Origin of the sequence: Mesorhizobium sp. M2D.F.Ca.ET.226.01.1.1 (genome assembly GCF_004022705.2) — a bacterium.
In the GTDB taxonomy this organism is placed as follows: Bacteria; Pseudomonadota; Alphaproteobacteria; order Rhizobiales; family Rhizobiaceae; genus Mesorhizobium.
In genome coordinates, this window is record NZ_RZOY02000014.1 from 152,995 (window position 1) to 165,492 (window position 12,498).

The window sequence follows — 12,498 nt, forward strand, 5'->3', positions numbered from 1 at the left end:
GGATTAGGCGTAGCGCATGATGGCGGTCTTGGTTTCGAGGTAGCCCTCGATCGCCGCGCGGCCATGCTCGCGGCCGATGCCGGATTGCTTGAAGCCGCCGAAGGGCGCTGCCGGATCCAGCGTGTTGTGCGAGTTCACCCACACCGTACCGGCCTTGAGGCCATGGATCGCCGTCATTGCCTTGCCCATGTCGCGGGTCCAGATCGAGGCCGACAAGCCGTAGCGCGTGTCGTTGGCGATGCGGATCGCCTCGTCGAGATCGGCGACAGGCATCGCCGCCACGACCGGGCCGAATACCTCCTCGCGCACGATCTCCATCTCCGGCTTGACATGGTGCAAGATGGTCGGCGCCACATAGTAACCTTTCGTCGGCACCGGCCGCGCGCCGCTGACGCGTTCGACGCCGGCAGCCAGGCTGCGCTCGACGAAACCTTGCACGCTGCTGCGGTGCTTGGCCGAAACCAACGGATTGATCTGCGCCTCAGCGTCGCGGCCGGCGCCCATGGTCATGCCGTCGGCGATTTCGGCGAGCCGCGCCAGCGTGCGGTCGTAGATCGGCTTCTCGATCAAGAGCCGCGCCGCCGAGGTGCAGACCTGGCCCTGGTTGAAGAACATGCCGAGCCCGGCGAGCAGCGGCTCGACGCCGTCCTCCATGTCGGAAAGCAGGATCATCGGCGATTTGGAGCCGAGCTCCAGCGTGAAGCGCGCCACCCGGTCGACCGCGGCGTGGCCGATCCGTTTTCCCACTTCGGTCGAGCCGGTGAAGGTCAGTTTGTCGATGCCGGGATGGCGGATCAGCGCCTCGCCGGTGACGGACCCGCTACCGGTGACGATGTTGACGACGCCGGGCGGGAAGCCGACAGCCTCGATCAGCTCGGCGAGCCTGAGCAGACCGAGTGGCGTCTCCTGTGGCGGCTTCAGCACGACCGTGCAGCCGCAGGCGAGCGCCGGCGCGATCTTCCACATGCCGATCAGCAGCGGGAAATTCCACGGCACGATGGCGCCGACGACACCGACCGGTTCCATCACCGTCATCGCGTGATGCTTGGCGCCGGGCGGCACCGGAATGGAGACCTGGAAGGTCGAGCCTTCGATCTTGGTCGCCCAGCCAGCATAATAGCGCAGCCAGTCGACCGCACCGCCGGCGCTGAGCATGCGGGCGACGTCGAGCGACTTGCCGTTCTCGATGCTCTCGATCTCGGCCAGAAGGTCGGCATCGGCCTCGATCGCGTCGGCGAGCTTCAGCATCAGGTTCTGGCGGTCGACCGGCCGCATCGACGCCCATGGCCCTTCGAGCGCGGCGCGTGCCGCGCGCACGGCCTGGTCGACGAGTTCGAGGCCGCTCTCCGGCACAAGTGCGACGATCTCGCCGGAAGCGGAATCGTCGACGGCAAGACCATCGCCCGCAAGGCCGTCGACAAACCGGCCGCCGATGAAGGGCCGATGTCGGCGAGACAGGAATGCGGCGGCGGCCGCACTGATCGGCGGCACGGTTCTCTCGTTCACGCCATCCTCCTCGAAAAGTCGATGAACATCTTCGACAGCGTTATGGACCGCACCGACGCCCTTCAAGCCGGCGCGGCCGCGAGTGCGCTTTCAGTCAAAACAAAGTTCCCGCTCGGACAAGACGGCTCGCTCAAGGCCAATCAAGATCGCGGAATGGGATCGGCCACGACGGCACGTCTCAACGGTCTTGGAGGATGGTGGCGATTGAGCGCGGTTCTCGGCAATCCGATGGTCACCACGGCCGCACTGCCGCTGCTGCTCGGCATAGTGCTTGCCCTGTTCGCGCGCTTTGCCCTGCCGGCGACGTCGCCGGTGCTGACGCTGGTCTGGGCAGCGCTGCTGCTGTTCTTCTACTGGGATACGCTCGGACCTCCGGTCATGCCGCCGGTCGCCGCCAGTCAGAAGCTGATCTATCTCGCCTTCGCCGGCATCGTCATGGGCCTGCTGCCGGAGCGGCTGTTCGGACGCGGGACAAGCTCCCTTGCCGTTATCGCCCTTGCAGCAGCCTTCCTGTGGCTCGGTTGGCGGCGGCTGGCTAGCGGCTCGCTCGACCTGCAGATGATCGCGGCACTTGCCGTCGGGCTGCTGGCGCTGATCGGCGCCGCGATGCTCACCGCGCAGCAAGCCTCGCTATCGCCGTCAGTGGAAGAGCCGTTCCTCGCACCGGCGGCGGTGCTCGCTTTGTCGCTTGCCAGCGCCATCGTCTCGGTGCTCGGCGCCTCGATCGTCACCGGGCAATTGCTCGGCTCTCTCGCCGCGCTGATCGGCGGCTGGTGCCTGGTGCAGTATGTCGTGACGCTGCGCGGCGGCGCGGCCGATTCATGGCGCAAGGGCGTCGAGTTCCTGCTGCTCTACGCCGGCGCCACGGTGCTGATCCAGGTGGCGCTGCTCGCGCCCAATGCCAATCCCGCCGCTCTCGTCCTGTCATCCTTGCCGCCGATCGTTGCCGTGCTTGTGCGCGGCCGGCTGCTAGGCCTGCTTCCCGGCGCGCGGCCTCTGCGGCCGCTGGTTGCCGGCATCCTGATCGCCGCTCCGGCGATTCTGGCCATCGTGACGGCGATCGTTTGGGCGCCGCATGGGGCCGCCCTCGGCTTTTGAGCCGGGTCCAAGACAACCAACGACAGGGAGAATCATGTGAGGACGAGAAAACTGATCGCAGCGCTCGCTTTCGCCGGCGCGTCCATGCTGGCCGCGGCGGCGCATGCCGACAATTACGAGATCGACGGCCAGCACGCCTGGGTCACCTTCACCATCAAGCATGGCATCTACGGCATCGCCCATGGCCAGTTCGACGCTGTCAAGGGCGCGATCGTCATCGACAAGGCGGATGTCAGCAAAAGCAGCGTCAAGGCGGAGCTCGATGTCGGTTCGATCCATACCGCTTTCGACCAGCGCGACAGCGACCTGAAAGGTCCTGATTTCTTCAACGCCGCCGAATTCCCGACGATCAGCTTCGAAAGCACCAAGGTCGAGAAGGTCGACGACAAGACCGGCAAGGTCACCGGCAATCTCACCATCAGCGGCGTCAGCAAGGAGATCACGCTCGACGTCAAGCTGCTCAACGAGGCGCAGGCGCCGTGGGACGCGACGCTGACCAAGGCGGCCTTCAGCGCCACCGGCAAGGTCAGCACCGCCGATTTCCCGATGGGCAAGGCCGCCGACGGGTTCGGCCTCGGGCCTGAGGTCGAGATCGCCATCGACCTCGAGGCCGTCAAGAAATAGGCCGCCGCAAGGTGATCGCGTGCCGCGCGGCAAAGGCCGCGCGGCGCATCGCAAAAGAGGCGGCGCAGTGCGCGCTCAGTCAAAACAAAGTTCCCGCTCGGACAAGACGGAAGGCGGCTCCCGTCGCACACTCCAAGTCAACGATCGGCAGCATCTGGGCCACGTGCCCTTGAGGACCGCAGCATGAGATTTTCCGGCAAGACGGCCTTCATCACCGGCGGAGGCACCGGGATCGGCGCCGCTGTCGCCCGGCGCATGGCCGCCGACGGCGCCAGGGTCGTGCTGATGGGCCGGCGGCGCGAGCCGCTCGAGGCCGTGACCAAGGACATCGGCGGGCTGGTGGTGCAGGGCGATGCCGCCGATGCCAGGGCGGTGCGCGCCGCCCTTGCCGAGGTGCACAACAAGATCGGCCCGGTCGATATCCTTGTCGCCAATGCCGGCGGCCACGGTGTCGGCCCGACGGTGACGATGAGCGACGAGACCTGGGCGCTGGCAACGCGCACCAATCTCGACACCGCTTTCGTCTGCGCCCGCGAATGCCTGCCCGATCTCATTGCCCGCAAGGGCAACATCGTCGTCGTCGCTTCGATCGCCGGCCTGTTCGCCGGGCCGGCGGCGGCGGGCTATGTCACCATGAAGCATGCCTGCGTCGGCTTCGGCAAATCGCTGGCGCGCGACTATGGCCGCCAGGGCGTGCGCACCAACATCATCTGCCCGGGATGGGTGGCAACCGCCATGGCCGACGAGCAGATGCAGGTCGTCGTCAACAAGCATGGGCTAGGCTCGATCGAGGAAGCCTACAGGCTTGTCACCAAGGACGTGCCGCTCGGCCGGCCGGCGACGCCGGAGGAAGTGTCCAACGTCATCTGCTTCGTCGCTTCGGAAGAGGCGGCGATGATGAACGGTTCGATCCTGACGGTCGATGGCGGCGCCACCGTGGTCGACCTGCCGACGCTCGCTTTTGTCGATTGATTTGGAGATGGCGATGAGCGACCAGAACAGACCCGTTGACTGGAAGCACTTTGACGACTTCGCCGCCGGCATCGCCACCAACCGGCTGCCGACGACCGACGCCTTGCGCGGCCAGACGTTCAAGATCACGCTGAAAACCGGCCGCGTTATCGACCTCGCCTTCACCGCCGCCGACACCGTGGCCTGGAGCGAAGGCGCAGAGGCCGGCGCCGACTGGTACGAGGCGCTGGAAGTCGCGCCCGACGTCTACTTCATCAACATGACCTTCGCCGCCAGGCCGGCCGAGGACGAAGCCTTCATCGTCGACACCAGGACGCGGCGCGTGCTGTCGGTGCGCGAGCGGGTGCGCGAGCCAGGTGAAGCGCCCGGCGAGCCGCGCGTGGCGCAGGTCTATTCCGCCGGTGTTCTGGGCGATCCCGCCGTGCCGCCGACCGGCCGCGAGCCGGCGCCGACTCGCGACCTGATCGGGCTCACCGCGCATTACACCTACAGCCCCAACCATGTTTACGAACACATTTATCTGAGCTCGCAGCGCTACGCCTGGCAGAACCTCGTCGGCGTCCAGCGCGGCCATGGCGACGTCGATCTGGCGACCACCTGGAAATTCGCCGAGAACTTCTATGTCTTCGGCTTCCGCGAGTTCATCATCCCGGTCGCCTCGCTGTTCTTCTACAACTGGGACACCATGCGCTCGACCGGCAAATTCCTTGGCGTGACCAGCCAGGGCAAGGTCGAGAACAAGCCCGCCGGCGCCTTCATCGAGAAGAAATCCAGGGCCGTCTACGACCCGGGCCAGGAACCGGTCTGAGCGTTGGGATCAGCATCATGAGCAGCAAGAACTACGACGCCATCAAGGCCCATTACGCCGGCTCCGACGCCAAGGACCTGGTGGCGATGATGGCGCCGGTCACCGAAACCACGGCATGGACGGAGATGGCAGGCTTTCCCTATGCCGGCACCTATATCGGCCCCGATGCCGTCATCGCCGGGGTCTTCAAGCGCATCGGCGAAGACTGGGACGGCTACACCTTCGCGCTCGAGAAACTCGTCGACGGCGGCAGCACGATCGTCGGCATCGGCACCTATTCGGGCACCTACAAGAAGACCGGCAAGCCGATGACGGCGCGCGTCGTCCATGTCTGGGAGATGCGCGACGGCAAGGCCTTGCGTTTCGAGCAGTTCACCGACACCAGGCTGGTCGCGGCCGCGATGGGCTGAGGCATCGGCGTGAGTGAATGCGGGCCTCGCCTTGGGAGGGTTGGCCCGATGAAACCTGGGAGGATGGAAATGGAAATCAGTCTGAAGGGAATGCTGGCCGGCCTGCTGCTGTCCACCGCGCTGACCGCCGGCGGCACGCTCGTCGCCAATGCTGGCGGCGACGAGATCGTCATCGGCGCGCCGATCTCGCTGACCGGGCCGCTGGCTGGCGACGGCAAGGAGCAGAAATGGGCCTATGAGCAGGCCGTGGCCGACATCAACAAGGCCGGCGGCATCATGGTGAAGTCAGCCGGCAAGAAGCTGCCGGTCCGGCTGGTCGTCGCCGATGATGAAAGCTCCGAAGGCAAGGTCGCTTCGGCGCTGGAAAACCTGATCAAGGTGCAGAAGGTCGACGCGCTGCTGTCGACCCATTCCGGGCCGATGAACATCGCCGGCGCCATCGTCGCGGAAAAATACAAGAAATTCTACATGATCACGACGGCCTTCCCCTTCGAATGGCAGCCGTTGAAGCTGAAATATTCGGCGCTGTTCTTTTTCCATCCGGGACCCGGCGCCGAAGTGCCGTTCCAGATCTGGGACAAGCTGCCCGCGGACGAGAAGCCGAAACATCCGGCGCTGGTCTCGGAAGACTCGCCCGACGGCAAGGGCTTTGGCGGCGCCTTCGAGGCGGCGGCCAAGAAATACGGCTACAGCTTTGCTGTCGACGATCCCTGGGCGATCGGCGCCACCGACTATTCGGCGCTGATCACCAAGCTCAAGGCTTCCGATGTCGACGCCATGCTGGTCTTCGGTTCGCCGGCCGACACCGTCACACTTCTGCGGCAGATGAAGGAGCTCGGCTTCTCGGTGCCTTACCTGCATGGCTGGAAAGGCACCTGGACCGGCGAGTTCCACGAGGCGCTCGGGCCCGACTCCGACTACATCCTGACCGACGGCTTCTGGTCGGCGAGCTACCCTTACAAAGGCGCCAAGGAGCTCGGCGATCGCTACGAGGCCGAGTTCAAGAAGGACTCCGTCACCGTCGGCGCCTTCTACGCCAACGCCCAGGTGCTGGCGCAGGCCATCGAGAAGGCCGGCAGCACCGACGCGGCGGCGATCCATGACGCCATCTTCGGCCAGGAGTTCAAGGACACCGTCGTCGGCGACCTGAAGTTTGACGAGACCGGCTTCGCGCTGATCCCCAGCGTCGCCACGCAATGGTGGCAGGGCAAGCACCAGCTCATCTATCCGGACGGCAACTGGACCTACAAGCCGGCCCCGGCCTGGGACAAGCGCTGACGAAACAGAAGCGGCGGGCGGGGCGGTCGCCACGGCGTGACCGCCCCGGTGTTGTCACCAGGGGAGAGACAGAAACACGATGCAGGCGGACGAAACCTTGCTGCGCCTCGAGGCGGTCAAGAAGCGCTTCGGCGGGCTTGTCGTCCTCAACAACATCGACATCGTGGTCGGCCCCAATGAACTGATCGGGCTGATCGGTCCGAACGGCGCCGGCAAGTCGACGCTCTTCAACGTCATCACCGCCATCTACGCGCCGACCGAAGGGCGCGTGTCCTTCCGCGGCAAGGACATCACCGGCATCGCGCCGCACCGCATCGCGCGGCTCGGCATCGCCCGGACCTTTCAGTTGGTGCGCACTTTCCTCACCATGACCGCCTTCGAGAATGTCATGGTCGGCGCCGTCTACGGGGCAGGGGCCCGCGTCAAGCATGCGACAGAGACCGCGAATGCGGCATTGGAGCTGGTCGGCCTGACGGCGCGACGCGACATGCGCACCGCGCATATGACGTTATCCGACCGTCGCATGCTGGAGATTGCGCGCGCCGTCGCCTCCGATCCGGCGCTGCTCCTGCTCGACGAGCCCATGGCCGGCCTCAACCCGACCGAGATCCAGCGCATGGTCGATGTCATCCGACGCGTTCGCTGCGAGAAGGGCATCTCGATGCTCTGGGTCGAGCACAAGGTCGACGCCATCATGAAAGTGTGCAGCCGCGTGATCGTGCTCGACCATGGCGAGAAAATCGCCGACGGCACACCGCGCGACGTCACGCAAAACCGCAAAGTCATCGAGGCCTATCTTGGCGAACCGGCTGCTTGAAGTAAGCGATCTCGAAGTCGCCTATGGCGACGTCGGCGCGCTGTGGGGCGTGTCGCTCCATGTCGATCCCGGCACGATCGTCGCGCTGGTCGGCGCCAACGGTGCCGGCAAGACGACGCTGCTCCGCACCGTTTCCGGCCTGCTCAAGCCGAAGGCCGGCGACATCCGCTTGTCGGGCCAGTCGCTGGTTGGCAAGCAGCCGCAGGAGATCGCCCGCTTGGGCATCGCGCATGTGCCGGAAGGGCGCGGCCTGTTCCGCCAGATGACGGTGCTGGAGAATCTCGAGCTCGGCGCCTTCCAGCCCAAGGCCCGTCCGCGCACCAAGGAGCTGCTGGAGAAAGCCTACACGCTCTTCCCGCGCCTGAAGGAACGCGCGCAGCAGAAGGCCGGTTCGCTCTCCGGCGGCGAGCAACAGATGCTCGCGATCGCGCGCGCCACCATGTCGGAACCGTCGCTGCTCATCCTCGACGAACCGTCGCTGGGTCTCAGCCCGCTCGTCGTGCAGCAGATGTTTTCGCTCATCCAGACCTTGCACGGCCAGGGCGTCACCATCCTGCTTGTCGAGCAGAACATCCATCAGGCGCTGAAGGTTGCCGACTACGCCTTCGTGCTGAAGACCGGCTCGCTCGCCATGCAGGGCACCGGCGCCGACCTCATCGCCGATCCCGAAATCCAGAAGGCCTATATGGGCGTGTTGGAGTAGAAAAATGGTCAATCTCCCGCCACCCGAAATCCTGCTCCAACTCTCGCTCAACGGCGCGCTCGGCGGTGCCATGTATGGCGTCGCCGCCGTCGGCCTGAGCCTGATCTTCGGCACCATGCGGCTGATCTTCCTCGCCCAGGGCGCGATGATCATCCTCGCCGCCTATTTCGTCCGCGCGCTGTTCTACGGCCTCGGCATCGACCCGTTCCTGTCGCTGTTGATCGTCGTGCCGGTCGGGCTCGTCGTCGGCTGGCTGATCTATCAGGGCCTGTTCCGCAAGGCGGCCGCCGAGGAAGACCGCAACGTCTCGCTGCTGATCGCCGTTGGGCTGATGTTCCTGGTGCAGAACCTGATGACGGTGATCTGGGGCGGCAACACCGCCGGCGTGGTGACGAGCTATACGGCAAGCGGTATCGAACTGCTCGGCGTGCGCACCTCCTTCACCCGCTCGATGGGTTTTTTGATCGCGCTCGCCGGCACCGGACTCGTGATACTCTTCCTGCGCAAGACGATTGTCGGCAAGGCGGTGCGGGCCGCTTCGGAAGATATGGACGCCGCGACCTTGATGGGCATCAGCCCGCACCGCGTCAATGCAATTGCCTTTGCCATCGGCATTTCGCTGGCGGGCGCGGCGGGTGTCGCGGTCGCCACCACCTTTCCGTTCAACCCCTTCGCCGGCTTCATCTTCAGCCTCAAAGCGCTGGTGGCGCTGGCGCTGGGCGGCATCGGCAATGTCACCGGCGCTCTGGCCGGCGGCATTCTGCTCGGCTTGATCGAGGCCTATGTGCAGTTCTTCATCTCGGGCGGCTGGACGAATGCCATCGCCTACGGCGTCTTCCTCCTGGTGCTGATGTTCAAGCCGGAAGGCCTGTTCAGCCGGCCCTACAAGAAGGCTTGAGAACGATGAGCCGAGCCTCGCAATGGATCGCAATTGTCGTCGTGGCAGTGCTCGCGCTGCTGCCGTTCGTGCCGGGCGCGGTCGACGCCTATTATTTCTCCTTCCTGTTCTTCGTCTTCCTCTACGCCGTCATGGCTCAGAGCTGGAACCTGGTTGCAGGCTATGGTGGCCAGATCAGCCTCGGCAGCCACGCCTTCTTCGGCCTCGGCGCCTACACCACCGCGATCCTGTGGAGCGGTAATTATCTTTGGGGCTCGCTCTATGACAGTCATCCAAACATCTACTATTTCGACCCGGTGACGATGCTGCTGGGTGGCCTCGTTGCGGCGATTGCCGCGGTCGTTATCGGCCTGCCGCTGCTGTCGAAACTCCATGGCGATTATTTCGCGCTCGGCACGCTCGGCTTCGGCGAGATCGTCAAGGTGATCTTCGTCAATGGTGGCGACTTCACCGGCGGCGCCTTCGGCATCGTCGCGCCGGCCAGCAGCTTCGGCACGCTGCGGCCGCATTACTGGGTTGGGCTCGGCCTGATGGTCGCCACCGCCCTGGCCATCCGCATGCTGATGCGCTCGCGCTACGGCCTGGCGCTGATCGCCGTGCGTGACGATGAGATGGCGGCTTCCGCCAACGGCATCGACACGCTCAAGGTCAAGGTCGCGGCGTTCGCCGGCAGCGCCTTCATCGCCGGCGTCGCCGGCAGCCTCTACACCTTCTACATCTTCCATGTCGGACCGGACTCGGTGTTCGACCTCGACTGGATGCTCTTGCCGCTGATGATGACGGTGGTCGGCGGCACTGGCACGATCCTGGGGCCGATCCTAGGCGCGCTGGTGATGTATGCCGTGTTCGACCTCGCCCGCATCGTCGTGCCGGACTACCACCCGGTGATTTCGGGCCTGACGATCATCCTGGCGATGCTGTTCCTGCCGAAGGGGATGATGCGGTTGAGTCGCAAGGCTCGGGTGGCCGGCGCCTGAGCCGGCCTCGGCTGGCGCCGTCGACGAGATGCTCGCCAGCGGCGGCGCCTTCCGCTTATTTGCCCTGGATCAGCAGGCCGAGCGGGGCCAGCGGGCCGACATGCATGAACTCATACTGCGCGAACCCTTCGGCCGTCAGCGGCAACGCTTCGATCCTGGCCTTTGCCTCATCGACCGTATCGACGTCCATCAGGAAGATGACACCGGGCTTGTCCTGGCGGAACCAGAACTGCTCGATCTTGCCGTCGAGATACAGCTGGAGCGTGGCAGGTACTTCGCTAGGCATGATCTGCTGGCGTTGTTCGGGCGTGATCGGTTTTACGATCGATGCAACGGCTAGGACTTTCATCTGCGATCTCCTTGTTTCGACTGTAGGGGTGTCCCGAGGTGTCGATATCCGGGTGTCCGACAAGGCCCATATAGCCAACGGGTCACCAACGCGGTATCGTCGTAAATGCCAACTTTAAGGTCATTTACGCCATGCGGATTTGTGTGCTTGCCCTCGATGGCTTGTTCGATACTGGCCTAGCCGTGATGCTGGACGCGTTCAGGCTGGCCAACAATTTCTCGGATAGGGTGATGGGCGGAACCCCGCATTTCGAGCTGACCGTCGTCGGCATGCGTAGGAAGGTCAGGTCGGGCCTAGGGCTTCCGATACCCGTCGCAGCCGTGAGGCCGGGGCTGAACCCGGACTGGGTGGTGGTTCCGGCGCTCAGCACCGGCACGCCGGAACAGCTGGTGCCGGCGCTGGCGCGGCCGGATGTGGCGCAGGCCAGAGCGCAGCTCTTGAAATGGCATGCCGGAGGCGCCCAGATAGCTGCCTCCTGCATCGGCACATTCCTGGTGGCGGAGACCGGGCTTCTCGATCGACGGCAGGCGACGACGACCTGGTGGCTGGCGCCGCTGTTCCGGCAGCTTTATCCGCATGTGCTGCTCGATGAATCCCGCATGCTTGTGCCGACCGACATTGGCGTCACCGCGGGTGCCGCGATGGGGCATCTCGATCTGGCGCTGTGGCTGATCCGCAGGGCGAGCCCCGAGTTGTCAGGCCTCGTCTCGCGTTATCTGCTTGCCGACATTCGCTCCTCGCAGGCGCCTTATATCATCCCCAATCATCTGGCGCAGGCCGATCCCTTGGTGCTGCGCTTCGAGCGGTGGGCGCGCGGGCATCTTAAGCAAGGGTTCTCGCTGCAGGAAGCCGCCAATGCGCTCGCGACCAGCGCGCGCTCGTTGCAACGCCGTTGCCAGGCGGTGCTCGGCAAGTCGCCGCTGTCCTATTTCCAGGATCTGCGTGTCGAGCACGCCCAGTCGCTTCTGCACGGCAGCGGCCTGGACATCGAAGCCATTGCCGCCGAGGTCGGCTACGCCGACGGCGCCACTCTGCGCACGCTGTTGCGCCAGCGCCTGGGACGCGGTGTGCGCGATTTGCGCGCCGACCTGCGCTGATCGAGCGGCGTTCCTTGGCCGCTAACTCATCATCTTCGGCAATCCCGCCGCCAGCGCGTCGACGGCCAGCCGTACCTTCAGCGGCAGATGCGGTGTCTGCAGCCAGAGCGCGTGGCAATCGTAGAGATAGTCGGGCTGTTCAGGCAGTATCCGCACCAGCCTGCCTGCCTCGATACGCTCGCGCACCAGCCAGTATGGCAGCCAGGCCAGCCCCATGCCTTCTGTCGCCGCATCGGCGATGGCATCGAGATCGTCGAGTCGCAGCCGGCCGACCGGCACGATCTCTGCGACGGAACCGTCATCGCGCGGGAACAGCCAGGGCTGCAGCATGTGGCCGAGCCGGCGATAGATGATCGTCTGGTGGCCGGCGATGCCCTCAAGGTCGGTCGGCTGGCCGAAGGTGTCCACGTAGGACTGCGAGGCGCAGACGATCATGCGCTGGCGCGCGACGCGGCGCGCGATGATGCCGGCCCGGTCGCCCAGCGTTCCTGTGCGGATCGCGAGGTCGAAGCCGTCCTCGACAAGATCGGCGAAACGGTCGCTGAGCGACAGGTCGAGTTCCAGCGTCGGATGGAGTCGCGCGAGCTCGAGCAGGATGGGCGTGACGCAATGGCGTCCGAAATGCGCCGGCATCGTCACGCGCAACCTGCCGCGCGGCTCGGACAGTTGGTCGGCGGCCAGCGCATCGGCTGCTTCCGCTTCGGCCAGCACGATCCTGCAGCGGCCGTAATAGGCGCGCCCGAAATCGGTCAGGCTTTGCCGGCGCGTGGTGCGGTTGATGAGGCGCATGCCGAGCCGCTCCTCGAGGAAGCGCACATGCTTGCCCACCATCGGTCCCGATAAATCGAGTGCGGCCGCTGCGGCCGCGAACGAGCCGAGATCGACCGCCTTGACGAAGACTGCCATGCTTTCGAGGCGATCCATATTCAAAACCTGTCGTTTCGACTGCTCTGCCGTTTGA

Annotated in this window: 14 protein-coding genes; 11 read left to right on the forward strand and 3 right to left on the reverse strand. The window is 65.2% G+C overall.

From position 1 onward, the window contains the following. Nucleotides 1–3: 3 nt before the first annotated feature. Entirely contained in the window at nt 4–1,506 is a 1,503-nt protein-coding gene (locus EN869_RS28010; protein WP_127229408.1) for an aldehyde dehydrogenase family protein, read from the reverse strand. A gap of 204 nt (nt 1,507–1,710) precedes the next feature. Here EN869_RS28010 and EN869_RS28015 point away from each other — a divergent pair, with 204 nt between their 5' ends. From EN869_RS28015 to EN869_RS28060, 10 genes are all read left to right on the forward strand, one after another. After that, nucleotides 1,711–2,604 (forward strand): hypothetical protein, encoded by an 894-nt coding sequence (locus tag EN869_RS28015; protein WP_127229407.1) that lies wholly within the window; start codon nt 1,711–1,713, stop codon nt 2,602–2,604. A 36-nt stretch (nt 2,605–2,640) separates the two neighbouring features. Beyond that, nucleotides 2,641–3,228, forward strand: coding sequence for a YceI family protein (locus EN869_RS28020; protein ID WP_167507094.1), 588 nt, complete (start codon nt 2,641–2,643; stop codon nt 3,226–3,228). A 183-nt stretch (nt 3,229–3,411) separates the two neighbouring features. Next, entirely contained in the window at nt 3,412–4,200 is a 789-nt protein-coding gene (locus EN869_RS28025) for an SDR family oxidoreductase (protein ID WP_127229406.1), read from the forward strand. A 13-nt stretch (nt 4,201–4,213) separates the two neighbouring features. Next, nucleotides 4,214–5,008 carry a MoaF C-terminal domain-containing protein gene (locus EN869_RS28030; RefSeq protein ID WP_127229405.1) on the forward strand — a complete coding sequence of 265 codons (795 nt, stop codon included), beginning with the start codon at nt 4,214–4,216 and terminating at the stop codon, nt 5,006–5,008. Nucleotides 5,009–5,025: 17 nt separating this feature from the next. Next, nucleotides 5,026–5,418 carry a nuclear transport factor 2 family protein gene (locus tag EN869_RS28035; RefSeq protein ID WP_127229404.1) on the forward strand — a complete coding sequence of 131 codons (393 nt, stop codon included), beginning with the start codon at nt 5,026–5,028 and terminating at the stop codon, nt 5,416–5,418. A gap of 69 nt (nt 5,419–5,487) precedes the next feature. Beyond that, nucleotides 5,488–6,696 carry an amino acid ABC transporter substrate-binding protein gene (locus EN869_RS28040; protein ID WP_167507095.1) on the forward strand — a complete coding sequence of 403 codons (1,209 nt, stop codon included), beginning with the start codon at nt 5,488–5,490 and terminating at the stop codon, nt 6,694–6,696. Between the two features lie 79 nt (nt 6,697–6,775). Next, nucleotides 6,776–7,513 carry an ABC transporter ATP-binding protein gene (locus tag EN869_RS28045; RefSeq protein ID WP_127229402.1) on the forward strand — a complete coding sequence of 246 codons (738 nt, stop codon included), beginning with the start codon at nt 6,776–6,778 and terminating at the stop codon, nt 7,511–7,513. Next, nucleotides 7,506–8,216, forward strand: a complete 711-nt coding sequence (locus tag EN869_RS28050) for an ABC transporter ATP-binding protein (protein ID WP_127229483.1) — start codon at nt 7,506–7,508, stop codon at nt 8,214–8,216. Before EN869_RS28045 ends, EN869_RS28050 begins: the two co-directional genes overlap by 8 nt. A 4-nt stretch (nt 8,217–8,220) precedes the next feature. Next, on the forward strand, nt 8,221–9,114 hold the full coding sequence (locus EN869_RS28055; RefSeq protein WP_127229401.1) for a branched-chain amino acid ABC transporter permease: 894 nt from the start codon (nt 8,221–8,223) through the stop codon (nt 9,112–9,114). 5 nt (nt 9,115–9,119) lie between these two features. Next, entirely contained in the window at nt 9,120–10,091 is a 972-nt protein-coding gene (locus EN869_RS28060; protein ID WP_127229400.1) for a branched-chain amino acid ABC transporter permease, read from the forward strand. 55 nt (nt 10,092–10,146) lie between these two features. Here EN869_RS28060 and EN869_RS28065 read toward each other — a convergent pair whose 3' ends face one another. Further along, nucleotides 10,147–10,440, reverse strand: coding sequence for a hypothetical protein (locus EN869_RS28065; RefSeq protein ID WP_127229399.1), 294 nt, complete (start codon nt 10,438–10,440; stop codon nt 10,147–10,149). A 143-nt stretch (nt 10,441–10,583) separates the two neighbouring features. Here EN869_RS28065 and EN869_RS28070 point away from each other — a divergent pair, with 143 nt between their 5' ends. Beyond that, nucleotides 10,584–11,537, forward strand: a complete 954-nt coding sequence (locus tag EN869_RS28070) for a helix-turn-helix domain-containing protein (RefSeq protein ID WP_348632218.1) — start codon at nt 10,584–10,586, stop codon at nt 11,535–11,537. A 21-nt stretch (nt 11,538–11,558) separates the two neighbouring features. Here EN869_RS28070 and EN869_RS28075 read toward each other — a convergent pair whose 3' ends face one another. Then, nucleotides 11,559–12,461 (reverse strand): LysR family transcriptional regulator, encoded by a 903-nt coding sequence (locus EN869_RS28075; RefSeq protein WP_127229397.1) that lies wholly within the window; start codon nt 12,459–12,461, stop codon nt 11,559–11,561. Nucleotides 12,462–12,498 lie beyond the last annotated feature (37 nt).